The organism is Actinophytocola oryzae (assembly GCF_004364325.1).
Taxonomy (GTDB): domain Bacteria; phylum Actinomycetota; class Actinomycetes; order Mycobacteriales; family Pseudonocardiaceae; genus Actinophytocola; species Actinophytocola oryzae.
The window spans coordinates 590,559-612,765 of sequence record NZ_SOCP01000004.1 but is presented as its reverse complement, the minus strand read 5'-3'; the positions used below and the strand labels follow the sequence as shown (position 1 = coordinate 612,765).

Below are 22,207 nucleotides of genomic sequence, written 5' to 3'. Positions count from 1 at the left end.
CCGACCTCAGGGCAGCCTGCTGAGTTGCTCGGGTGCCGGGAGCGAGGGGCCCGGCATCCGAGTCAGGTTCAGCAGCAGCGACGCCAGCGCCTGCGCGTTGGCGTCGCGGGGGTCGGCGATCCGGTCGGCCTCCTCCTGGGTGGCCGCCGCGACGGCGTGGTCGCCGACCGCGGCGAGGGCCACCGCCAGCAGCCGCAGCGTGATCGTCACCGACGACGTGCTACCCATGTCCCGGTACGCGGCGAGACAGAGCCGCAGCTCGGTCACCGCTTCGGCGGCGCGGCCGTCACCGACCCAGCCCGCCGCGATGGCCCGCCTGCACGACAGCACGCGTGGCACCTCGTTGATCTGCTCGGCGATGGCCCGGCACTCCGCGAACGCGGCCAACGCACTGGCCCGCTCACCGCGACCTGCGTGGATGGCACCGAGCGTGCGCAACGACCGGGCGAGCGCGGACCGGGCGGTGGTCGCCCGCAGCAACGCGACCGCCTCCTCGGCCGCACTGGTCGCCGCGTCGAGGTCGCCGGTCAGTGCGAGGCTCCACGACAGGCTCTGCAGCGCCCGCGCCACCGCGTGCGGCCGCGCGGACTCACGCGCCACGGCCAGCGCGCCGGTGTCCACGCGGACCGACTCGGCCGGACGCCCCAACCGGTTCAGCGCGGCGGACCTGGCCGCCGCCACCGAGTCCGACGTGGACAGTCCGGCCGCGCGGTCGGTCAGCGCCAGTGCCTCCTCCGGCACGCCGAGGCCGGTCAGGCAGTCGGCCAGGTTCGTCAGTACCCACGCGAGCGCCGGGTCCGTGCCAAGCCGCGCCTCACACCAGCGGTAGGTCGTGACCGCGTCGGCATAGTGGCCACGCACGTGCAGCACCCGCGCGTGCACCGCCTCCGCCCACACCTCCACCCGCTCGTCGCCTGCCACGCGGGCGGCGTCGCGTACCGCCGTGGCACACAGCCGCAGATCCGCGTAGGCGCCCTGTGGCCACAGGTACCTCGACAGCCGCTCGAGGATCCGCGCCGCCATCCGGTGGCGCCCGTAGCGCGCGGTCCGGCCGATCGCGTCGACCAGCGCGGCACGCTCACTGGCGAACCACGCCTCGGGGTCGGCGCCGTACCGCGCACGCGTCTCCCCGGACAGCGGCGCGGCGGGCACCGACTCCCCCTCGTCGACCGGGGGGAACACCGGGGGCAGGTCGCGACCGAGCAGGTCGGCCACCGCCAGGATCCCGTCGAGGAGCCTGCTGGTCGCGTCCTCGCACGTCTCGAGGCCGTCCTCGGCGTGCAGCCGCTCGTGGGCGAACGCCAGCACGAGGTCGTGCGTCGCGTATCTCGGCTCGCCGCACCGGTCCACGCCGGCGGGCTCCACGAGGCTCGCCTCGAGCAGCTCGTCGACCGCGCCCTCCCCCGCGACCCTGTCCTGCAGGACGGTGACGGCCCAGGCGGGCAGGTTGGTCACGTTCGCGGCGCCGACCAGCTTCAAGGTGGCCCGCGCGGGCTCGGACAGCGCGTCGTAGCTGAGCGCGAGGCTGGACCGGACCTGCTGGTCGCTCGCCGACAGCTCGTCCAGCCGCTGCCGCTGGTCCGCCAGGCGGTCGGCGAGCGTGGTCAGCCGCAGCTGTGGCCGCAGCGCGAGCCTGCTGCCCGCGATCCGCAGCGCCAGCGGCAGGTTGCCGCAGGCCGCGGCGATGCGGCGGGCGCCATCGGGATCGGCGGCGACGCGGGGGCCCGCCACGGCGGCGAGGAGGGCGACCGCCTCGTCGTCGGTGAGCGAGCCGACGGTGACGCGGTGCGCGTCGACCAGGCCGGTCAGCCTGCGCCGGCTCGTGACCAGTACCGGGGTGCCCGGGGTGCCGGGCAGCAGCGGGCCGACCTGGTCGGGGTCGGCGGCGTCGTCGAGGATGAGCAGCACACGGCGGCCCGCGAGGCGGCTGCGCAGCACGGCCGCCTTGGCCTGCGTGCTGTCCGGGATGCCGGGGCCGGTGACGCCCAGGCTGCGCAGGAGGTCGGCGAGCACGTCGTCGGGGCGGCGGGCCGCGGTGGCACCTGCCAGGTGGGCGTAGAGCTGACCGTCCGGGAACCGCTCGGCGAGGCGGTGTGCGACGCGGACGGCGAGCGTGCTCTTGCCCGCGCCCGGCGCCCCCGTCAGCACGACCGGCGGACAGTCGGGGCCGGTGAGCAGCGTCGTCAGCTCGTCGACGACGTCGTCGCGGCCGGTGAACGCGCGGATGTCGGCGGGCAGCTGCCGGATCGGCCACTCGTCGCCACGCAGGATCTCGGCATGCACCCCACGCAGCTCGGCACCCGGTTCGAGGCCGGTCTCGTCGACCAGCGTCGACCGCGCGTCCCGGTAGACCCCCAGCGCGTCGGCCTGCCTGCCCGCGCCCTGGAGCGCACGCATGAGCTGGCCTACCAACCGTTCCCGCAGTGGGTGCTCGGCGACCGCGGCCTGCAGCTCCCCCACCAGGGCGGTGTGCCTGCCCGCGGCCAGCTCGGCGTCGACGCAGTCCTCGAACACCGTGAGCCGCTCGGTCTCCAGGCGTGCGATCTCGGCGTCGAGCGCGGGCAGGGCGAGGTCGGCGAGCGGGCGGTCGCGCCACTGGGCGAGCGCCCGCCGCAGGTGCCTGGCGGCGGCGTCCGGGTCGCCGTCGCGCAGTGCCTGGCGGCCCGTCTCGCTGGCGTCGCGGAACGTCAGCAGGTCGAGGTCGCCGTCGGCGACGAGCAGCCGGTAGCCGGGACCCGCGTGGTCGATCTCCGTGTCACCGAGGCGTTCCCGCAGCCGCGACACGTACGTGTGCAGGTTCGACGCGTACGACTTCGGCGGGATGCCCGGCCACAACGCGTCCACGAGCCGTTCGGTCGGCACGCGCTGGTTCGCGTGGAAGAGCAGCATCGCGAGCAGTGAGCGCTGCCGCTCTCCACGCAGGCGCAGCCACCGGCCGTCATGGCCGGTGATCTGCAGGGGCCCCAGCACGCCGAACCGCGTTGTCATAGCGCCGGGCATGCTAGCGGCGCCCACCGACAGAAGTCATCCGAACGGCGGACTCCCGGACTACGAGCAACGCTCCAGGATCAGCTCCCGGACACGCTTGGCGTCGGCCTGTCCCCTCGTCGCCTTCATGACCGCGCCGACGATCGCGCCCGCCGCCGCCACCTTCCCGGCGCGGATCTTCTCCACGACGTCCGGCTGGGCGGCCAGCGCCTCGTCGACCGCCGCGTACAGCGCGCTGTCGTCGGACACGACCGCGAGGCCACGCCCCGCGACGACCTCGTCCGGCTCGCCCTCGCCCGCCAGCACACCGTCGATGACGCTGCGGGCCAGCTTGTTGTTCAGCTTGCCCTCGGCCACGAGCGCCGAGACCCGCGCGACCTGCGCGGGCGTGATCGGCAGTTCCGCCAGCTCGATGCCCTTGGCGTTGGCCTCCTGCGCCAGGTAGGCGACCCACCACGCGCGAGCCTCGGCAGGGGACGCGCCCGCGTCGACCGTCGCCGCGATGAGGTCCACGGCACCCGCGTTGACCAGGTCCCGCAGCTCGAGGTCGGTCAGCTGCCAGTCCTCCTGGATGCGCCTGCGGCGCTCCCACGGCATCTCCGGCAGCGTCGCACGCAGCTTCTCGACCCACTCTGCCGACGGCGCGATCGGCACCAGGTCCGGCTCCGGGAAGTACCGGTAGTCCTCGGAGGTCTCCTTGCGGCGGCCCGCACGCGTGGTGCCGCTCGCCTCCTCGAAGTGGCGGGTCTCCTGCATGATCGAGCCGCCGTCGGACAGCACCGCCGCCTGACGCGTCATCTCGAACCGCACCGCCCGCTCGACGGACCGCAGCGAGTTGACGTTCTTGGTCTCCGTGCGGGTGCCGAACTCCGTGGCGTCCTTGGCCATCAGCGACACGTTCGCGTCGCACCGCAGCGAGCCCTGGTCCATGCGGACGTCCGAGACCCCCAGAGCCCGCAACAGGTCCCGCAGTGCGGTGACGTACGCACGTGCCACCTCGGGTGCCCGTGCGCCCGTGCCGGTGATCGGCTTGGTCACGATCTCGATCAGCGGCACCCCCGCGCGGTTGTAGTCGAGCAGCGAGTGGCTCGCGCCGTGGATCCGGCCGGTCGCGCCGCCGACGTGCAGCGACTTGCCGGTGTCCTCCTCCATGTGGGCACGTTCGATGGCGACGTCGACCATCGTGCCGTCGTCCAGCGTGATCGCGAGCGAGCCGTTGAACGCGATCGGCTCGTCGTACTGGGACGTCTGGAAGTTCTTCGGCATGTCCGGGTAGAAGTAGTTCTTCCGCGCGAACCGGCACCACGGCGCGATGTCGCAGTTCAGCGCCAGGCCGATGCGGATCGCCGACTCGACGGCCATCGCGTTGACCGCGGGCAGCGAGCCGGGCAGGCCGAGACAGGTCGGGCAGACCTGCGTGTTGGGCTCGCCGCCGAAGGCCGTCGGGCAGCCGCAGAACATCTTCGTGTGCGTGTTCAGCTCGACGTGCACCTCGAGGCCCAGCACCGGGTCGAAGCGCTCGATGACCTCGTCGTAGTCCAGGACAGTCGTCATCTTCCTCATGCCTCCAGCGCCGGGACGCGGTTGATCAGGGCGCCACCGGCAGCGGCGTCACGCGCGGCCTCGTAGGCGGCCGCGACCTTGTACATGCGTTCCTCCTGGAGCGCGGGTGCCATGACCTGCAGGCCGACCGGCAGCCCGTCGTCGGCGGCGAGACCGGCGGGGACGCTCATGGCAGGTGTGCCCGCGAGGTTGGCCGGGATCGTGCAGAGGTCCGCGAGGTACATGGCCATCGGGTCGTCCACGCGCTCGCCGATGCGGAACGCGGTGGTCGGCGTCGTCGGCGAGACCAGCACGTCGACCTGCTCGAACGCGTTCTCGAAGTCACGCGAGATGAGCGTGCGGACCTTCTGCGCCTGGCCGTAGTAGGCGTCGTAGTAGCCGGAGGACAGCGCGTAGGTGCCGATCATGATGCGGCGCTTGACCTCCGGGCCGAAGCCCGCCTCACGGGTGAGCGCCATGACCTGCTCCGCGCTGGCCTCGCCGTCGTCGCCGACCCGCAGGCCGTAGCGCATGGCGTCGAAGCGGGCCAGGTTCGAGGACGCCTCACTGGGCGCGATCAGGTAGTAGGCCGGCAGGCCGTAGGTGAAGTGCGGGCAGGAGACCTCGACGACCTCGGCACCCATGCCCTTGAGCACCTCGACGGCCTGCTCGAACGCGGTCGTGACACCCGCCTGGTAGCCGTCGCCCTGGAACTCGCGGACCACGCCGACGCGGACGCCGGACAGGTCGCCGTTCGCGCCCTCGCGGGCGGCCTTCACGACCGGCGGGACGGGCGCGTTGATGGAGGTGGAGTCGAGCTGGTCGTAGCCGGCGATCACCTCGTGCAGCAGTGCCGCGTCGAGCACGGTCCGCGCGCACGGGCCGCCCTGGTCGAGCGAGGACGAGAAGGCGACCAGGCCGTAGCGGGAGACACCGCCGTAGGTGGGTTTGACGCCGACCGTGCCGGTGACCGAGGCGGGCTGGCGGATCGAGCCGCCGGTGTCGGTGCCGATGGCGAGCGGCGCCTCGAACGCGGCGAGCGAGGCCGACGAGCCGCCGCCGGAGCCGCCGGGGATGCGGTCGAGGTCCCACGGGTTGTGGCTGGGGCCGAACGCCGAGTTCTCTGTGGACGAGCCCATGGCGAACTCGTCCATGTTGGTCTTGCCGAGGATGACGATGCCCGCCTCGAGGAGCTTGCGGGTGACGGTCGCGTCGTAAGGCGGGATCCAGTTCTCCAGGATCTTCGAGCCGCAGGTGGTCGGCAGGCCGGACATCGTGAAGACGTCCTTGAGCGCCAGCGGCACGCCGGCGAGCGGTGAGGCGGGCTCACGGCCCGCGGCGACGTCCTCGTCGACCGCGCGGGCGGCCGACAGCGCGCCCCGGGTGTCGACGTGCAGGAACGCGTTGACGGACTTGTCCACCGCGGTGATCCGGTCGAGATGGGCCTGCGCGACCTCGACGGCCGAGACCTCCTTGGCCTGGATCTTCGCCGCCAGCTCGGCGGCGGTCAGCTTCGTCAGCTCGTTCACGCTTCTTCTCCCAGAATCCTCGGCACCCGGAACCTGCCCTCTTCGGCGGCCGGCGCGCCGGCCAGTGCCTGCTGCTGTGTGAGACCCGGACGCACGAGGTCCTCACGGAACACGTTGGTGAGCGGCACGGCGTGTGAGGTGGGCGGGATGTCGTCGGCCGCGACCTCACCGACCCGCGCCACCGACTGCAGGATCACGTCCAGCTGACCTGCGAACATGTCCAGTTCCTCTTCGGTGACGGCTAGCCTGGCGAGGCGAGCGAGGTGGGCTACCTCGTCGCGGGAGATATTGGGCACGGGACGAGCTCCTGTGTAGGTCGTCTTCGATATGTGGGCCGAGTTTATTTGTGCCCCTGGCTGACACACGAACGGGTTATCGAGGTGGTTAGCTAGGCGTTGAACCTGGTCGTCCCGGGGAATGGACGGCCGGGCCGGTGGAGTGCCGGCGTCTGGGACAATTCTCGGCCGGCACGAGATCGACACCTACGCAGCGGGAGGCGTTCGCCTTGACCTTCCTGATCCGGGTCCAGCTCCCGGACGTTCCGGGAGCGCTCGGGGCGGTCGCGACCGCCCTCGGGGCCATCGGGGCCGACATCCTGTCCGTGGACGTCGTGGAACGGAACTCGGGCACGGCCATCGACGACCTGGTCGTCGAGCTGCCCAAGGGTCGGCTGCCGGACGTGCTGATCACGGCCGCCGAGTCGGTCGACGATGTCGAGGTGGACGCGGTGCGACCGTACGCCGGGGTCCTCGACACGCACCGTGAGCTGGAGCTGGTGGAGGAGGTCGCCGCTCAGCCGGACGAGGGACTGACCATCTTCACCGAGGGTGTCCCGCGGATCATCCGGGCGGGCTGGGCGCTGGTCGTCGGCCCCGAGCACGGGGCGGCGAGGACGCTGAGTGCCTCGACGGCCGCGCCCCAGCTCAAGACGCTCGACCTGCCGTTCCTGCCGCTGGCCCGTGCCACGGGGTTGGACGGTGAGGAGGCGTGGGTGCCGGAGACGTGGAAGGAGCTCGGCACGGAGCTGGCCGCCACGCCGCTCGGCAAGCCGGACCGGGTGCTGCTCGTGGGGCGGCCGGGCGGGCCGCAGTTCCGCGCCGCCGAGGTGGCGAGGCTCGCGCACCTGGCGGGCATCATCGCGGTGGTGCTCTCGGGCTAAGTACTGAAGGCTCCCTTCAGTACGCCCAGCGTTACGAAGGCTCCCTTCAGTACGCCCAGCGTTACGAAGGCGTCCTTCAGTACGCCCAGGCCGGGGTCAGGGCTGCCGGGTCGCGTGGAAGCGGATCGAGCGGTCGTCGAGGCCGACGTTCGCCTCCTCGAAACCCGCGCCACGCAGGCGGGTCGGGAGGGTGTCGGGTGGCACCGGGACCATCGTGTCGCCGAGGTGGATGATCCGGAACCGCAGGCTGAGCCTGCTGTCCGAACCGGCGAACACGCCGCCCGGGCGCAGCACCCGTCGTGCCTCGGCGAACAGCTGGTCCTGCTGCTCCGGCGACGGCACGTGGTGCAGCATCGTGAAGCAGACGACGGCGTCGAAGGACTCGTCCGCGAACGGGAGCGCCGCGCCGTCGCCCTCGCGGACGTCCACCTCGCCGTGGAACCTCGTCCGCAGGTCGGTGGCCAGTTTCGGGTCCACCTCGACCGCGGTCAGGCGTCCGCCGTGGTCGGCGAGCCAACGGGTCGTGATGCCGTAGCCGGGGCCAAGTTCGAGGACGTCGCCGTCGAGTGGGACGTCGCCGACCGCCCACGGCAGGACCGAGCTGCGCATCCTGGTGGCCCACTCGTCCGACTGGCAGATCTTGCGGTGGATCCTGTTCATCGGCATGACGGCGACGTTACGGCCGTCGTGGCCGCGGCCGGAACCACGTAGTCTGTCAAGTTGTGTCGCTTTCCGGACATGCCGTCGAGTGGGTCTCGCCGACGTCGGGTGTCGCGTTGGTCGGGCGGTTCTCGCTCACCCGGGGCATGCGCTACGTCACGCACACGCACCCACTGCACCAGTTGGTGTGGGCACGCAGCGGGGTCGTGACGGTCGGGGTGGCGGACACGACGTGGGTGCTGCCGCCCAGCCGGGCGCTGTTCATCCCGGCAGGGGTGCCGCACACGACGGCCGGCGCGTCGGTCGCGGACATGCACAGCCTCTACCTGAGGCGCGAGCGGTGCCCGGCACTGTGGACAGTGCCGACGGTGCTCGCGGCGGTGCCGATGCTCGCCGCGTTGATCGGTCACCTGTCCGGTCCGCTGCCGGAGGAGGCACGCGGCCGGGCGGAGGCGGTGCTGTTCGACGTGCTCGAGCCGGCGCCGGTCGCGTCCGCGGAGCTGACCTGGCCACGCGACGACCGGGCCGTGCGCGTGGCCGACGCGCTCGCCGCCGACCCGACCGACCCTCACGACGCGGCTGGGTGGGCACGTCTGGTCGGGACGAGCGAGCGGACGCTGTCGCGGCTGTTCGTCGCGGAGACCGGGGTGGGCTTCGGCCGGTGGCGGACCCGGTTGCGTGTTCGCGCGGCGCTGGAGCTGCTGGCCGCGGGCACACCGGTCGCGGTCGTGGGGCGGCGCGTCGGCTACGGCACGACGAGCGCGTTCATCGCGGCGTTCCGCCGCGAGGTCGGGATCACGCCCGCCCGGTGCTTCGGCTCCTGACCATCGGGCATAGCCGATGCCGAACGGTGGCGGACTGCACCATGCCATCCGCCCGAGGCTCGACCAGGAGATGAGATGCGCGACGTCTTCCTGTCCTACTCGCGAACGAACAAGCGGTTCGTCGAACGGCTCGCCGCCGATCTGCGGGAGCACCACGTTGACGGGTGGCTCGACGTTCTCGAGCCGGAGGTGGGCGATCTCGTTCATCACAAGGTCGAGCAGGCAGGGAAGAGTGCCGGTGCTTCTCGGTCGAGCGTCCCGCCCAGAGCACGTGGGTCAGGAAACGCGGGCCTCGGTCCACGCCCTCGCGAGGATCTCCTCGACGGTCTGTTCCGGGGTCTGGTCGGAGGTGTCGAGCCAGAGTCCGATGCGGGGTGTGCCCGTGCGCAGGCCCTGGTCGAGCTGGGTGACCGTCCACTCGTCGTAGGAGTTCTTCGCGCGGGCCGTCTCCCTGGCGAGGACCGCCTCGGCGCGTGGGGCGAGCACCACGACCAGCAGCGGGCGCGGGCGGATCAGGTGGACCATGTCGCCCAGGACCTCGCCGAGTACGACGTCCTGCGCGACGACCGTGAAGCCCGCCCGGAAGTACTCGTCGGCGGCGATGGCGGTCAGGCGGTAACGCAGGCGGAGCTGCCGCATCGCCTCCTCGGAGGGATCCGGGGTCATGTCCGCCCTGCCGCTGACCACCATGCGGCGGAACACGTCGCCGCGCAGGTGCACCGCGCGGTCGAGGCGCTCCGCCAGCAGCTGCGCCACGGTCGACTTGCCCGCCGCCTGTATGCCGGTGAGCAGCACGACGGCCTGTTCGCGGCTCACAGGTCCAGCCGGTAGGTGATCAACGGGATGGTCGGCAGCGGGCTCCAGTCGAGGTCCGGGGTGCGGTGGAAGCCCAGCCGCTCGTACAGGCGGTGGGCCGCGTGCATGGTCTTCGAGCTGCTCAGTACCACCGACGGGAGACCGAGCTCGGCCGCACGGGCCAGCACGCGGCGGGTCAGTGCCGCGCCGACGCCTCTGCCCCGCGCGGCGGACGACACGGCGAGCATGCGGAACTCCAGCTCGTCGTCCTTGCCGATCTCGCGCCACTTCGAGCCGGGGCGGGCGATCGTGACCGTGCCGAGGACCGCGCCCGCCTCGTCCACCGCCACGAGCAGCTCCGCCTCCTCGTAGCGGGCACGCGCGTCGCGCAGGACGTTGCCGTAGTCGCTCTGCTCGCGGCCGGGGACGTGGCCGTCCGTGTGGTAGGCCTCGTAGGTCACCTCGCCGACCGCCGGTAAGTCCTCCTCCCCCGCCGGCCGGATCGTCACCTCACTCATCGGCTGCCTCCGCTTCCTCGCCGGTTCGCGCCACTTCCGTCGCCGCGTCCGGGCCCTCGGTCAGCAGGACGCGGAAGCCGTCCTCGTCGAGGACCGGGACCTTCAGCTGCACCGCCTTGTCGTACTTCGAGCCGGGGGCGTCGCCCACCACGACGAAGGCCGTCTTCTTGGACACCGCGCCGGACGCCTTGCCGCCGCGCGCCAGGATCGCCTCCTTGGCCTCGTCACGGGAGAAGGTCTGCAGGCTCCCGGTGACCACGATCGACATGCCCTCGAGGTTGCGCTCGACCGACTCGTCCCGCTCCTCCTCCATCCGCACGCCCGCGCGCTGCCACTTCTCGACGATCTCCCTGCGCCACGGGGTCTCGAACCACTCCTTCACCGCGTCGACGATCGTCGGGCCCACGCCGCCCGCCTCCGCCAGCTCCCCCTCCGACGCGGCCATGATCCTGGGCAGGGAGCCGAACTCCAGTGCCAGCGCACGCGCCGCGGTCGGGCCGACGTGGCGGATCGACAACGAGACCAGCACGCGCCACAGTGGACGGTCCTTCACCGACTCCAGGTTCGCCAACAGCTTCTGCCCGTTCGCCGACAGAGCACCCGCCTTGGTGCGGAACAGCTCCACCGAGAGCAGCCGCTCCTCGTCCAGGTCGAACAGGTCGCCCTCGTCGTGCACGACGCCCGAGTCGATGAGTGCCACCGCCGCCTCGTTGCCCAGCACCTCGATGTCGAGCGCGGAGCGGCCCGCGACGTAGCTCAGCCGTTCCTTGCGCTGGCCGTCGCAGTTCTGCGCGTTGGGGCAGCGGATGTCGGCATCGCCCTCCTTCTCGTACGCCAGCTTCGTGCCGCAGGACGGGCAGTGCGTCGGCATCGTCCACTCGCGAGCGTCGGCCGGGCGGGCCTCCATGACCGGGCCGAGGACCTCGGGGATCACGTCGCCCGCCTTGCGGATCACGACCCGGTCGCCGATCAGGACGCCCTTGCGCCTGACCTCGCTCGCGTTGTGGAGCGTGGCCATCGAGACCGTGGAACCCGCCACCTTCACCGGCTCCATCACCGCGAAGGGCGTCACCCGGCCGGTGCGACCGACGTTGACCTGGATGTCGAGCAGGGTGGTGGTCGCCTCCTCCGGCGGGTACTTGTACGCGATCGCCCAGCGTGGCGCCCGCGAGGTGGTGCCCAGCCTGCGTTGCTTCGCGACCTCGTCGACCTTGACGACGATGCCGTCGATCTCGTGTTCGACGTCGTGGCGGTGCTCGTGCCAGTACTCGATGTGCTCGAACAGCTCGTCGCGGGTGGTGACGATCCTGGTGTGGGTCGACACCGGCAGGCCCCACGTCCGCAGCGCCTCGTACGCCTCGGACTGACGGGTGGGCTCGAAGCCCTCGCGCTTGCCGAAGCCGTGGCAGATCAGCCGCAGCCTGCGGCTCGCGGTGACCTTGGGGTCCTTCTGCCGCAACGAACCCGCTGCCGTGTTGCGCGGGTTGGCGAAGGCGACCTTGCCCGCCTCGACGAGCTTGGCGTTCAGCTCGGTGAAGTCCTCGATCCGGAAGTACACCTCGCCGCGGACCTCGACCAGCTTCGGCACCGGGAACTCGTCGGAGCCGGTGAGCCGCAGCGGGACGCTCTCGATCGTGCGGACGTTGAGGGTGACGTCCTCTCCGGTGCGCCCGTCGCCCCTGGTCAGGCCCCTGACCAGACGGCCGTCCTCGTACAGGAGGTTGATCGCGAGGCCGTCGATCTTCAGCTCGCAGATGTACTGGGTCGGGCCCAGCTCCTTCTCGACCCGGTCCACCCACGCGCCGAGCTCGTCGGTGTCGAAGGTGTTGTCGAGGCTGAGCATGCGTTCGAGGTGGTCGACCGCCGTGAACTCCGTGGAGAACGTGCCGCCGACCTGCTGGCTCGGCGAGTCCGGCGTGACGAGGCCCGGGTGCGCCTCCTCGATGTCGAGCAGCTCGTGCCACAACACGTCGAACTCGCCGTCGGAGATGGTCGGCGAGTCGAGCACGTAGTACCGGAACCGGTGGCCGTTGATCTCCTCGGACAACGCCCCGTGCCGCTCCCGCACGGAGGCAGGCACGTCCTCGACACCCTCGACTGCGATTTCATCGTCCGCACTGGTCACGGGCCCAGACTAGTCACCACCACCGACATTTTCCGGCTTCCCCAGGGCCTGGACGAGGGTTCGCAGCTCGATCAGGCCGATCGCGCCCGCCGGCTCGGTCTCCGCGGTCTCCACACGGCGCAGGCGCTCGGCGGCCAGGCGTTCACCCAGTGCCGCGTCGAGGGGCAGGTAGGTCATCGAGGTCCGGCCCGCCTCGTCCAGGGAGGCCATCTCCGGGTGGTAGACCGCGACGTCGACCACGTCACCGTCCACTCGCGCCACCACGCGGACGTCCGCGAGCGGGATCCGGTGCGTGCCGAGGTTGACCGTCACGAGCGTCGGGTCGGGGACGGGTGGGACCGAGTCGTGGTACTCCCAGATGGCGTCCTCGGCGGGGGCCGCGGCGCGCCACGCGTCGGTGTACCTGCGCAGGCGCGGGTCCTCCTGACCGCTGACGACCAGCGCGTACACCGCCCGCTGACCACGGTCCAGGGCGAACTGCAGCTCCGGGTGCAGGCCGGCGACCAGGTCGCACAGCTGGTTCTCGACCCGCAGCGGTTCGCGGTCGCCGAGCGCGGAGGACACCTCGGGCAGCAGGTCGTACCAGCCCTGCCAGAACCGTTCCGCGCGGGCGGCGGGGTCGGGCCGCTCCACGCTCGGCTCGCGGCGGAAGAACCTCACGGCCGCAACCCGTTCAGCGCGATCGACACCAGCCGTTCCCGGCCCGGCTCGTCCGCGTACTTCGCGCTGGCGCCGATGCCGTGACCCAGCCGCATCACGTCGACCGCCTCGATGTCGTCGCGGACCACGCCCGCCGCCTTGGCCTCCTCGACGAGCACCGTGATCGCCTCGCGCAACATGGTCTTGCAGTACTGGAAGGTCTCCGACTCCTCGTCGATCGCCGCCTTCAGCGCGGCGGCGAGCCCGGACCGCTCGATGGAGAAGGCGACCTGGCTGCGCATCCACTCGTGGAGGGCCTCCTCGGGCGGCAGCTCCTTGGTGATCTCACGCACCCGGGCCGCGAGGTCCTCGATCTCCTGGCGGTAGACGGCCTCGACGAGCACGTCGCGGGTCGGGAAGTGCCGGTAGAGCGTGCCGGCGCCGACACCGGCCCGTTTGACGATGTCGTCGAGCGGCACCTCGACGCCGTGCTCGAAGAACACCTCGCGCGCGGTCGCCACGATCCGCTCGTAGTTGCGGCGGGCGTCGGCGCGCATCGGTGCACCCCTTCCATCCGGAGAGTTTCTCCGGTTAGTCTTGCGCATCCGGAGATGCTCTCCATATGCTAACGCAGTCAAACTGGAGAGTCTCTCCACTTAGGGGTTTGTTGTGTCTGTCTCCACAGCTGTTGAAACGCCGGTCCGGCCCGTAGCGGCCAGACCGGCTGTCGCGCTGGCGCTGATCCTCACGTGCCAGCTCATGCTCATGCTCGACGCGACGGTGATGAACGTGGCGCTCCCCCGCATCCGCGCCGACCTCGGCTTCTCGGCCGCGGGCCTGTCCTGGGTGATGAACGCCTACACGCTGGTGTTCGGCGGGCTGCTACTGCTCGGCGGTCGCCTCGGCGACCTGTTCGGCAGGCGCAGGCTGTTCTTCCTCGGGATCTCGGTGTTCACGGCCGCGTCACTGGCCGGGGGCCTCGCGGACTCGGCGACGCTGCTCATCGTGGCGCGGATCGTGCAGGGCGTCGGTGCCGCGATGGCCGGGCCGAGCACGATCGCGCTGATCACCAGCACGGTCGCCGAGCCACACGCGAGGGTGCGTGCGCTGTCACTGTTCTCGGCGATGGCCAGCTCGGGGTTCGCGATCGGGCTGATCCTCGGCGGGTTCCTGACCGAGTGGCTGACGTGGCGGTCGGTCATGTTCATCAACGTGCCGCTCGGCCTGGTCGTGCTCGCGTTCGGCGCCCGCTACATCGCCGAGCCGCCGCGTCATCCCGCCCGGCTCGACCCGGTCGGCGCGGGCCTCGCGACGATCGGGGTCGCGTCGCTGGTGTTCGGCTTCATCCAGGCCGCGGACAAGGGCTGGTCGACCGGCGCCGCGGTGTGGCCGCTCGTGGTCGGCGGGGTGCTGGTGGTGGCGTTCGTCGTGTCGCAGACGCGGGTCGCGAACCCGATGCTGCCGCTGCGGCTGTTCGCGGACCGCAACCGTGCCGCGGCCTACGCCAACTTCTTCCTCGGCCCGCTGTCGATGATGTCTGCGTTCTTCTTCATGACGCAGTTCCTGCAGGAGGTCAGCGGCTACCGGGCGCTGACGACCGGTTTCGCCTTCCTGCCGATGGCGGTCGGGATCTTCGGGATGTCCCGGCTGGTCCCGAGGCTGCTGCCGAGGACGGGCCCGAAGCCGTTGGCACTGACGGGTTCACTGCTGATGGCGGTCGGGTTGTGGTGGATGGGTCAGCTGTCCGCGGACTCGACCTACTTCGCGGCGATCCTCGGTCCGATGATCCTGATGGGCATCGGTGGCGGGTTGGCGTTCTCGCCGCTGAACGTCCTGATCATGGGGTCGGTGCCGCCCGAGGACGCGGGGGCGGCGGGTGGCGCGCTGCAGACCATGCAGCAGATCGGCTCCACCCTCGGCCTGGCGATCCTCGTGACGATCGCGGGCTCGGCCGCGCGGGGCACGACCGGCACGGCGGCGGTCGTCACGTCCGCGACGGCCGCGTTCACCGCGTCCTCGGCGATCGTGCTGCTGACGTTCCTGGTGGCGCTGACCTTCCGGCGCCAGTAGTCCTACCAGGACTCGGGGGGTTCCACGAAGCCCTTGCCCACCTCGCGGACCAGCTCGAGGGCTCGCCTGGCCCATCCCGACGTCGCGGAGGAGAGGCCGCAGGTCGGGGTGGGCACGGCACGGTCGGCCAGGATCGACCGGGGGAAGCCGAGACGGTCGACCAGCTCGAGAGCCGGACGGGCGGCTTCGTGGAAGGTGACGGGACGACGGGGGTCGGTGCTGGGTGCGAGGCCCAGCAGGAGTACGCACCCGTCGTCCCACGCCTCGCCGAGGGAGTCGGTGAACACGGCGGGGGTGCCTTCGAGCAGGGTCGCGTCGAGGGAGACCGCGTCGGCGCCTGCGCTGCGGAACAGCGCGACCGGTGGGCGGGGGGCGCAGCAGTGGACGATCACGGGTTGGCCGGTGGCGGCGCGGGCGGCGTCGATCACCGTCGCGAGGACGTCACGGGCGTCCGGATCGGCCACGGCGGGGACGGTGCTCAGTCCCGACGGCGTGGACAGGGCACCGGCCAGCACCGCGGGGAGGGACGGCTCGTCGAGTTGGACGACCACGTCGGCGCCGGTGCGTTTGCGTACTTCGGCGACGTGGCGGGTGATGCCTTCCGCGAGGGACTCCGTGAAGTCCCGCAGTGCGCCCTGGTCGGTCATCGCGCGGTGGCCGCGGGGCAGCTCGACCTCGGAGGTCAGCGTCCAGGGACCGGCGAGCTGGACCTTCACCAGCGACGGTTTGGCGACCTCGACCGCCTCCTCGAAGGCGTCCAGATCGCGGCGGAGGTGGTCGACGGCGGTGCGGTGGTCGCCACCGGGGCGGGCCGCGACCCGGTAGGCCGACGGCACGACCTCCACGGCGAGGTCGACCAGCAGCGCGGCGGTCCTGCCGATCATGTCCGCGCCCAGCCCCCGCTTCGGCAGCTCGGGCAGATGCGGCAGGTCGGGCAACTCACCCACGACGACGGCCGCCGCCTCGACCGGGTCGGTCCCTGGCATGGACCCGATGGCAGTCGCGGCGGCGGTCGGAAACTGTGCTGGCACGGAGGTCAATCTATTGGCTCGTCCCGCTCGCGGTGAGTGGGCCTGTTCCCCGCGGCCCACTCACGCCTCGCGTGGCTGCACCGTCTCTTCGCCTTCGGAGCGGGGTGCGGTGATCGTGATCGACTCAGGTGGAGTCCGCTCGATATACCTTGTGCTCATGTTGTCAGACGTTGATGCCGCGGCGGAGCGTATTGGGCCGTACGTGCGGCACACCCCGGCCATGACTGTCGAGGTCGAGGGGCGGTCGGTCGTGTTGAAGCTGGAGCAGCTTCAACTGACCGGTTCCTTCAAGGTCAGGGGCGCGTTGAACGCCCTGCTGGGTGCTTCGGAGCGGCCTGGGCGGGTGGTGACCGCCTCCGGTGGGAACCACGGGCTCGCGGTCGCGGCGGCGGCGTCGCTGCTGAACGTGCCGGCCACTGTGTACACGCCGGAGTCCGTGCCCGCGGCCAAGGCCCGCCGTATCGAGGCGACCGGTGCGAAGCTGATCCGTCACGGTGCGACCTACGCCGAGGCTGCCGCCGCCGCGATGGAGGTGCCCGACGCGCTCTACGTGCCTGCCTACGACCACCCGCTGGTGGTAGCCGGTCAGGGCACCTGTGCGGCCGAGGCCGTCGCCGACGTGCCTTCGGTCGACACGCTCGTCGTCGCCGTCGGTGGGGGTGGGCTGGGGGCTGGCACGGTGCTCGGCAGTGGCGGCCGGCACGTCGTCGCCGTCGAGCCTCACGGTTGTCAGGCGTTCCACGACGCGCTCGCGGCGGGGCAGCCCGTCGACTCGCCGGTGGGTGGGGTGGCGATGTCCGCGCTGGGTGCCACCCGTGTGGGCGAGGTGCCGTTCGCGATCCTGCGTGCGGCGACGTCCGTGCTCGTGTCGGACGAGCAGATCCTCGCGGCTCGCGACCGGTTGTGGGAGGAGTTCCGGCTCGCCGTGGAGCCCGCAGGCGCCGTTCCGTTCGCCGCGTGGCTCGCCGGGCTCGTGCCTGGTGACCTGCCGTGTCTGATCCTGTGTGGCGCCAACACCGACTGGACGCCGGAAGGCTAGCGGAGTCCCATCGGCTCGGCGGCCTCCCGCAGTGCCCCCACGACCGCTCGGATCGCCGGGCGTCTGCCGGTCTCCTCGCGCCACACCGCGAACACGCGGCGGTGTAGTGCCGGGGTGACCGGGACCAGGACCACGCCGCGTGGCACCGAGTCCGCGGCCAGGCGCGGGACCACCGCCACGCCCAGGCCCGCCGCCACCAGTGCCAGCTGGGTCGGGAACTCCGCGGCCTGGTGCGCGACCAACGGCTCGTGGCCTGCCCTGCGGAAGGTCGTCGTCAGCCAGTCGTGGCAGATGGTGCCCGCGGTGGAGGCGATCCACGGCTCGGTCGCCAGGTCCGGGAGCGCGATGCTCGCCCGGTCGGCGAGCGGGTGCCCGACGGGCAGCGCGATGTCGGCGTGGTCGAGGCCGATGTCGGTACTGTCCAGGCGTTCCGGCACGGCCACCGGCAGGTTCATCCAGTCCTGCGTCACCGCCAGGTCGAGGTCACCAGAGGCTACCCGGCCCATGGACTGGTACGGCTCCACCTCCAGCAGGCGGATGCGCAGCGCCGGATAGCGCGCCGCACACGACCGCAGGACGGCAGGCACGAGACCACGCGCGGCTGTCGGGAACGCGCCGATCGTCACCTCGCCGATCACCAGGCCCTTTCGCTCGTCCAGGTCCGCGGACGCGGCCGCCACCGCGGCCAGGATGCGGTCGGCGTGACTCGCCAGCACGTGCCCCTCCTCGGTGAGGCGCAGGCGGCGGCCCTGGCGTTCGGCCAGCACACAACCCGCCTCACGCTCCAGTTTCGCCATCGCCTGGGACACAGCGGACGGGGTCAGGTGCAGTGCCTGCGCCGCGGCGGCGAGGCTGCCGTGACCGGCGACCGCGTGCAGCACCCGCAACCGGGACAGGTCAAACATGCAGTGATGCTAACTCATTGGCCGCAGCACAATTAACTTGTGCTTCACTCACGGGGCGACCACCGTGGGGGCATGTCACCACGGCACCTGCTGCTCACCCTCGTCCTGACAGTCGCGTGGGGCGTGAACTTCGTCGTCATCGAGGCCGGGCTGCACCACTTCCCGCCGCTGTTCTTCTGCGCGCTGCGGTTCCTCGTCGCGGCCGTGCCCGCGATCTTCGTCCTCCGCTCCCCCGGCGTGCCGTGGCGGTGGGTGGCCGCGGTGACGCTCACCCTCGCGTTCCTGCAGTTCGGGCTGTTGTTCATCGGCATGGCGCACGGGATGCCCGCCGGGCTGTCCTCGCTGGTGCTCCAGGCACAGGCGCCGTTCACGCTGGTCTTCGCGGTGGTGTTGCTGAAGGAACACCTCACCCGCGCCCAGGTCCTCGGCATGGTGGTCGCGCTCGGCGGCCTCGTGCTGATCGGCCTCGACCTCGGCGACGCCAGCCCGCTCGGCCCGTTCCTGCTGCTCATCGCCGCGGCGGCGGCCTGGGGGCTCGGCAACGTCGCGATGCGCAGGGCCGCCCCGCCGGACACGCTGCGGTTCATGGTGTGGGTCAGCGCGTTCGCCGTGCTCCCCCTGTTCGCCATGTCCGCGATCTTCGAAGGTCCGCAGCGCGGCTGGGACGCGCTGCGGACCGTCACGTGGCAGGCGGCCGGGTCCGTCTTCTTCGTCGGACTGGTGGCCACCGTCGCCGGCTTCGGCGTCTGGGGCTACCTGATCAGGACCTACTCGGCGTCCGTGATCGCCCCGTTCTCACTCCTGGTGCCGGTGTTCGGGATGGCCGCCGCCGCGTTGCTCACGGGCGAGCGGCTCACCCCGCTCCGAGTCCTCGCCGGCGTGCTGATCATCACCGGCGTCCTCTTCGGACTGGTCAGAGGCCGAAGGCCAGCAGCACGTGCCCCTCGGTCGTCGAGTACTCCGGGTAGTAGCCGGACTGCACGTACACCATCCCCCGCGAGATGACCGCGCCGCTGCCGGTGCCGGCGAACGCGCTGCCCGTGCCCACGACCCCGTTGACGCCGGTGAAGCTCCTGATCGCGTCGTAGGACCAGAGCACCCGGCCGTTCCTCGAGTCGTAGGCGCGGAACTTGCCGTCGATGCCGCCCTCCCAGACCAGTCCTGGACTCGTGCTCGACGCCGAGGGCAGCGCGAGGTCGCAACCCGCGTTCGGGTACTGCGCGGCACCGCCGGTGGTGCAGCCGTCCGCCGGGTTCGGCGTCTGCCACAACACCTCGCCGTCGGCGGGGTTCACGGCGAACAGCGTGCCGGGGCCCGCGTAGTAGGTCGAGATGTACAGGCGCCTGCCGTCGAAGCTCGAACCCCACTGGATGCCCGAGATGCCACCCGACGGCAGCGGCACGCCGAGCTGGCGGCGCCACACGACCTCACCGGTGCGTGCGTCGAAAGCGTGGTAAACCCCGAGTTTCTGGCCGACGCCGACGAGCGTGCGGTTGCCCGCGCGGAAGATGTTCGGCGTGGCACCGATGTCGTAGTCGAGCGCGGAGCCGTCGCCGAGGCCGGGACAGTAGCCCTCCGGCTCCGGGTCGTTGCACAGCGACCGCCAGGTGTCGGCCTCCGTGACCTGGTTCTTCCACCGCACGCCACCGGTCCGCGCGTCCAGCGCCAGGAGCGTGTCGAAGTCACCGGCACTGCCCGTGTAGTTCTGGCCCGTGCCGACGAAGAGCGTGCCGGAACGCGGGTCGATCACCGGCGAGCTCCACACGCCGACCCCGGACGGCTCGTACCTCGCCGCGCCGCTCGGCCACGTCCCGACCTGCTGTGGCTGCGGCACCGTGTAGTAACGCCAGTCCACCGCGCCGGTGTTCACGTCGAGCGCGTCGAGGTGGCCGCGGAAGGTGCAGCACGGGTAGTCGCGGCCCGCGGTGTTCTCCCCGCTGGACACGCCGACGTACACTCGTCCTTTGTAGACGATCGGCGAGCTGGTGACGGTGGCCGCCGGGTGCGAGTCGATACGGGTGGACCACCGCAGCGCGCCGGTCCGCGCGTCGAGGGCGTAGAAGTAGCCCCTGGCGTCACCGAAGAAGACCTTGCCGCCCGACACCGCGGGACCGTCCCAGACGACGCCGAAACCGTTCGTATCCACCGAACTGAGGTCGAACTCCCACTTGGCGCCACCGGTGCGTGCGTCCCGGGCGTAGAACTTGCCGTCCGAGCCGCCGAAGTAGATGGTGTCGCCGACGACGGCGGGCTCACTGCGCACGAGCGTCGACTCGGTCTTCGGGTAGGCGAAGACCCATTTCAGCTTGAGTCTGCCGACATTGCGCGCGTCGACGCGGTGCTCGGCCGACGCGTAGCGGGACCCGACCAGATCCTTCTGCCACGTGGCCCAGTCACCGTCGGCCGCGGTTCCCTCGGTGGCCGAAGCACTGCCCGTCAACCCGACGGCCAGGACCGCGACAGCGCCGAGTGCCACCAGTTTCCTGGTGCGTGACAACAACACAAGATCACCCCCAGTCTGCGATGCCCTCTTCTGACGGCCCAACCCTGCCACGTTCGCCCGGGCACCAGAACCCACCAGGGGTTGATCTCCGCATCAGCCGACCGGTTGATGCGGGGGTACTACCGCTCCACCAGGCCGGTGCGGACCGCGTGGAGCGCGGCCTGTGTGCGGTCCTGCACGCCCAGCTTGCCGAGGATGGCGCTGACGTGGGTTTTCACCGTCTTCTCCGACAGCGAGAGCGCACGGGCGATCTCCCGGTTGGAGCGGCCCGCGGCGACCTCGGCGAGCACGTCCCGCTCCCGCGCGGTCAGCTCGGCGGGACGGGCGTCCTCGGCGGCGAGCAGGCGCAGGACGTCCGGGTGCAGCAGCACGTGACCCGCGTGCACGGACCGGATCGCGGCGGCGAGCGCCGACGGGTCGACGTCCTTGTACACGTACCCGGCCGCGCCCGCGCGGACCGCGGGGAGGACGGCGCCCGGCTCGGTGTGGCTCGTGACCACCAGCACGCGGGCGGGGTTGTCACGCAGGCCGTGCAGTGCCGCCACACCACCCGCACCCGGCATGCGCAGGTCGAGCAGGATCACGTCGGGGCGCAGGCGTTCCGCGTCGTCCACACAGGACTCGCCGTCGGCGGACTCGCCCACGACCGTGATGTCCTCCTGCAGGTCGAGGAACGTCCGTAGCCCCTGGCGCACGACAGGGTGGTCGTCCACCACCAGCACCCTGATCACGCGGGTACCTCCAGCCGGACCGTCGTCCCACCACCGGGTGCCGAGGTCACCGTGAGCGTGCCGCCCGCCTCCTCGGCACGTTCCCGCATCGACGCGAGACCGAGACGCCTGCCCGCGCCCGTGCCCGCCGGGACGAACCCCACCCCGTCGTCGGTCACCCGCAGGACCGTGGTGGCGTCGTCGGAGGTCAGGACGACGTCGATGCGTTTCGCGTCGGCGTGGCGCAACGCGTTGTGCATCGCCTCCTGCGCGATCCGGTACACGGCTTCCTGGCCGCGCTCGGTCAGGGTCGGCACGCAGTCGCAGCCCGCGAACCGGATCGCCGGTTCGTGCACGCGGTCCAGCAGCTCGACCTGCTTGCGCAGTGCGCGGTCCAGCCCGTCGCCGTCGAGGTCGGCAGGCCGGTGCCCGACGACGATCTCCCGCAGCTCGCTGCTCGCCTCGGCGGCGAGCCTGCGCACGGTGGCCAGCTCGGCCCGCGCGCGTTCCGGGTCCCGGTCGAGCAGCGCCGACGCGGCGTCCGCGGTGAGCCGCAGGCTGAACAGCTTCTGCGACACGGCGTCGTGCAGCTCGCGGGCGATCCGGTTCCGTTCCTCCACAATGGACAGCGTGCGGCTGTGCTCGTACAGCCGGGCGTTGACGAGCGCGATGGCCGCGTGCGCGGCGAGCAGGCGGACCAGCTCCTCGTCCTCCGCGGTGAACCCGTCCGGCTTGTCGCTGTTGGCGAGGAACAGCTCCCCGACGATCTCGTCGCCGTCGATGATCGGCATGCCCAGGAAGTGGGTCAGCGTCGGATGTGCCTTCGGCCACCAGCCGAACCGCGGGTGGTCCCGGATGTCGGCCAGCCGCACCGGGTTCGGGTCGGACAGCATCAGCCCCAGCACGCCGTGCTGTTGGGGCAGCGGGCCGATCGCGTCCCACTCGGCGTCGGTCAGCCCTTCCGCGAGGAACTCGGCGAAGCCGCCGTCCTCGTCGGGCACGCCGAGTGCCGCGTACCGGGCGCCGACGAGCTTGCGGGCGGCGGACAGGATCGTGGTGAGCACGTCGCGGACCGAGAGGTGCGAGGTCACCGCCAGCACCGCGGCGCTGACGTCCCTCAGCTCGTGCCGGACGTTCACCGTGCCAACGGTACCCATCCCGGCGCCTGGA

At 71.6% G+C, this 22,207-nt stretch carries 20 protein-coding genes and 1 pseudogene; 6 read left to right on the top strand and 15 right to left on the bottom strand.

Going from position 1 to position 22,207, the window contains the following annotated elements; translation table 11 throughout:
- Nucleotides 1-6: 6 nt before the first annotated feature.
- From CLV71_RS13830 to gatC, 4 genes are read right to left on the bottom strand one after another with little or no spacing between them, the layout of a single operon-like run.
- On the bottom strand, nucleotides 7-2,988 hold the full coding sequence (locus CLV71_RS13830) for an AfsR/SARP family transcriptional regulator (protein WP_133903095.1): 2,982 nt from the start codon (nucleotides 2,986-2,988) through the stop codon (nucleotides 7-9).
- 60 nt (nucleotides 2,989-3,048) lie between these two features.
- A complete protein-coding gene (gene gatB, locus CLV71_RS13825; RefSeq protein ID WP_133903094.1) occupies nucleotides 3,049-4,542 on the bottom strand; it encodes an Asp-tRNA(Asn)/Glu-tRNA(Gln) amidotransferase subunit GatB in 1,494 nt (497 codons plus the stop codon).
- A gap of 5 nt (nucleotides 4,543-4,547) precedes the next feature.
- The gene (gene gatA, locus CLV71_RS13820; RefSeq protein WP_133903093.1) at nucleotides 4,548-6,059 is read right to left on the bottom strand and encodes an Asp-tRNA(Asn)/Glu-tRNA(Gln) amidotransferase subunit GatA; all 1,512 of its coding nucleotides are present in this window, start codon (nucleotides 6,057-6,059) and stop codon (nucleotides 4,548-4,550) included.
- Nucleotides 6,056-6,355, bottom strand: coding sequence for an Asp-tRNA(Asn)/Glu-tRNA(Gln) amidotransferase subunit GatC (gene gatC, locus CLV71_RS13815; RefSeq protein WP_133903092.1), 300 nt, complete (start codon nucleotides 6,353-6,355; stop codon nucleotides 6,056-6,058). The genes gatA and gatC overlap by 4 nt, the downstream gene beginning before the upstream one ends.
- A gap of 209 nt (nucleotides 6,356-6,564) precedes the next feature.
- On the opposite strand from gatC, the gene CLV71_RS13810 reads away from it, so the two are divergent.
- The gene (locus tag CLV71_RS13810; RefSeq protein ID WP_133903091.1) at nucleotides 6,565-7,218 is read left to right on the top strand and encodes an ACT domain-containing protein; all 654 of its coding nucleotides are present in this window, start codon (nucleotides 6,565-6,567) and stop codon (nucleotides 7,216-7,218) included.
- Nucleotides 7,219-7,314: 96 nt separating this feature from the next.
- On the opposite strand, the gene CLV71_RS13805 is transcribed toward CLV71_RS13810, so the two are convergent.
- Nucleotides 7,315-7,884 carry a class I SAM-dependent methyltransferase gene (locus CLV71_RS13805; protein WP_133903090.1) on the bottom strand — a complete coding sequence of 190 codons (570 nt, stop codon included), beginning with the start codon at nucleotides 7,882-7,884 and terminating at the stop codon, nucleotides 7,315-7,317.
- 56 nt (nucleotides 7,885-7,940) lie between these two features.
- Between CLV71_RS13805 and CLV71_RS13800 the strand changes: the two genes are divergently transcribed.
- Nucleotides 7,941-8,702 carry an AraC family transcriptional regulator gene (locus CLV71_RS13800; protein ID WP_243866425.1) on the top strand — a complete coding sequence of 254 codons (762 nt, stop codon included), beginning with the start codon at nucleotides 7,941-7,943 and terminating at the stop codon, nucleotides 8,700-8,702.
- Between the two features lie 75 nt (nucleotides 8,703-8,777).
- A pseudogene (locus tag CLV71_RS50635) lies at nucleotides 8,778-8,927 on the top strand (toll/interleukin-1 receptor domain-containing protein); the annotation flags it as partial.
- A gap of 51 nt (nucleotides 8,928-8,978) precedes the next feature.
- On the opposite strand, the gene CLV71_RS13795 reads toward CLV71_RS50635, so the two are convergent.
- Genes CLV71_RS13795 through CLV71_RS13775 form a run of 5 tightly spaced genes read right to left on the bottom strand, consistent with a single transcriptional unit; the run spans nucleotide 8,979 to nucleotide 13,336 of the window.
- Nucleotides 8,979-9,518 carry an AAA family ATPase gene (locus CLV71_RS13795; RefSeq protein WP_208297541.1) on the bottom strand — a complete coding sequence of 180 codons (540 nt, stop codon included), beginning with the start codon at nucleotides 9,516-9,518 and terminating at the stop codon, nucleotides 8,979-8,981.
- Nucleotides 9,515-10,015 carry a GNAT family N-acetyltransferase gene (locus CLV71_RS13790; protein WP_133903089.1) on the bottom strand — a complete coding sequence of 167 codons (501 nt, stop codon included), beginning with the start codon at nucleotides 10,013-10,015 and terminating at the stop codon, nucleotides 9,515-9,517. Before CLV71_RS13790 ends, CLV71_RS13795 begins: the two co-directional genes overlap by 4 nt.
- Entirely contained in the window at nucleotides 10,008-12,140 is a 2,133-nt protein-coding gene (ligA, locus tag CLV71_RS13785) for an NAD-dependent DNA ligase LigA (protein ID WP_133903088.1), read from the bottom strand. Before ligA ends, CLV71_RS13790 begins: the two co-directional genes overlap by 8 nt.
- A gap of 9 nt (nucleotides 12,141-12,149) precedes the next feature.
- The gene (locus tag CLV71_RS13780; protein WP_243866424.1) at nucleotides 12,150-12,800 is read right to left on the bottom strand and encodes a hypothetical protein; all 651 of its coding nucleotides are present in this window, start codon (nucleotides 12,798-12,800) and stop codon (nucleotides 12,150-12,152) included.
- Complete coding sequence (locus CLV71_RS13775) at nucleotides 12,797-13,336, bottom strand: TetR/AcrR family transcriptional regulator (RefSeq protein WP_133903087.1); 540 nt, start codon at nucleotides 13,334-13,336, stop codon at nucleotides 12,797-12,799. Before CLV71_RS13775 ends, CLV71_RS13780 begins: the two co-directional genes overlap by 4 nt.
- 112 nt (nucleotides 13,337-13,448) lie before the next feature.
- Here CLV71_RS13775 and CLV71_RS13770 point away from each other — a divergent pair, with 112 nt between their 5' ends.
- Nucleotides 13,449-14,849, top strand: a complete 1,401-nt coding sequence (locus tag CLV71_RS13770) for an MFS transporter (RefSeq protein ID WP_341771549.1) — start codon at nucleotides 13,449-13,451, stop codon at nucleotides 14,847-14,849.
- 2 nt (nucleotides 14,850-14,851) lie between these two features.
- Here CLV71_RS13770 and CLV71_RS13765 read toward each other — a convergent pair whose 3' ends face one another.
- Complete coding sequence (locus CLV71_RS13765) at nucleotides 14,852-15,889, bottom strand: methionine synthase (protein WP_133903086.1); 1,038 nt, start codon at nucleotides 15,887-15,889, stop codon at nucleotides 14,852-14,854.
- A gap of 148 nt (nucleotides 15,890-16,037) precedes the next feature.
- Between CLV71_RS13765 and CLV71_RS13760 the strand changes: the two genes are divergently transcribed.
- The gene (locus CLV71_RS13760; protein ID WP_133903085.1) at nucleotides 16,038-16,919 is read left to right on the top strand and encodes a serine/threonine dehydratase; all 882 of its coding nucleotides are present in this window, start codon (nucleotides 16,038-16,040) and stop codon (nucleotides 16,917-16,919) included.
- On the opposite strand, the gene CLV71_RS13755 is transcribed toward CLV71_RS13760, so the two are convergent.
- On the bottom strand, nucleotides 16,916-17,824 hold the full coding sequence (locus CLV71_RS13755) for a LysR family transcriptional regulator (protein WP_133903084.1): 909 nt from the start codon (nucleotides 17,822-17,824) through the stop codon (nucleotides 16,916-16,918). The two genes, CLV71_RS13760 and CLV71_RS13755, sit on opposite strands and share 4 nt — an antisense overlap.
- Before the next feature lie 72 nt (nucleotides 17,825-17,896).
- Between CLV71_RS13755 and CLV71_RS13750 the strand changes: the two genes are divergently transcribed.
- Nucleotides 17,897-18,829, top strand: coding sequence for an EamA family transporter (locus tag CLV71_RS13750; RefSeq protein WP_133903083.1), 933 nt, complete (start codon nucleotides 17,897-17,899; stop codon nucleotides 18,827-18,829).
- Here the strand turns inward: CLV71_RS13750 and CLV71_RS13745 are convergent.
- The 3 genes from CLV71_RS13745 to CLV71_RS13735 form a co-directional block, all read right to left on the bottom strand.
- Complete coding sequence (locus CLV71_RS13745; RefSeq protein ID WP_341771548.1) at nucleotides 18,738-20,327, bottom strand: outer membrane protein assembly factor BamB family protein; 1,590 nt, start codon at nucleotides 20,325-20,327, stop codon at nucleotides 18,738-18,740. The genes CLV71_RS13750 and CLV71_RS13745 overlap by 92 nt on opposite strands.
- 119 nt (nucleotides 20,328-20,446) lie before the next feature.
- Nucleotides 20,447-21,058, bottom strand: a complete 612-nt coding sequence (locus CLV71_RS13740) for a response regulator (RefSeq protein WP_133903082.1) — start codon at nucleotides 21,056-21,058, stop codon at nucleotides 20,447-20,449.
- Nucleotides 21,055-22,176 carry a GAF domain-containing sensor histidine kinase gene (locus CLV71_RS13735; protein ID WP_243866422.1) on the bottom strand — a complete coding sequence of 374 codons (1,122 nt, stop codon included), beginning with the start codon at nucleotides 22,174-22,176 and terminating at the stop codon, nucleotides 21,055-21,057. The genes CLV71_RS13740 and CLV71_RS13735 overlap by 4 nt, the downstream gene beginning before the upstream one ends.
- Nucleotides 22,177-22,207: the final 31 nt, after the last annotated feature.

Coding starts and splice junctions, on each gene's coding strand:
- CLV71_RS13830 (WP_133903095.1), bottom strand. CDS start 2,988: ATGACAACGCGGTTCGGCGTGCTGGGGCCCCTGCAGATCACCGGCCAT.
- gatB (WP_133903094.1), bottom strand. CDS start 4,542: ATGACGACTGTCCTGGACTACGACGAGGTCATCGAGCGCTTCGACCCG.
- CLV71_RS13805 (WP_133903090.1), bottom strand. CDS start 7,884: ATGCCGATGAACAGGATCCACCGCAAGATCTGCCAGTCGGACGAGTGG.
- CLV71_RS13790 (WP_133903089.1), bottom strand. CDS start 10,015: ATGAGTGAGGTGACGATCCGGCCGGCGGGGGAGGAGGACTTACCGGCG.
- CLV71_RS13775 (WP_133903087.1), bottom strand. CDS start 13,336: ATGCGCGCCGACGCCCGCCGCAACTACGAGCGGATCGTGGCGACCGCG.
- CLV71_RS13760 (WP_133903085.1), top strand. CDS start 16,038: ATGTTGTCAGACGTTGATGCCGCGGCGGAGCGTATTGGGCCGTACGTG.
- CLV71_RS13755 (WP_133903084.1), bottom strand. CDS start 17,824: ATGTTTGACCTGTCCCGGTTGCGGGTGCTGCACGCGGTCGCCGGTCAC.
- CLV71_RS13750 (WP_133903083.1), top strand. CDS start 17,897: ATGTCACCACGGCACCTGCTGCTCACCCTCGTCCTGACAGTCGCGTGG.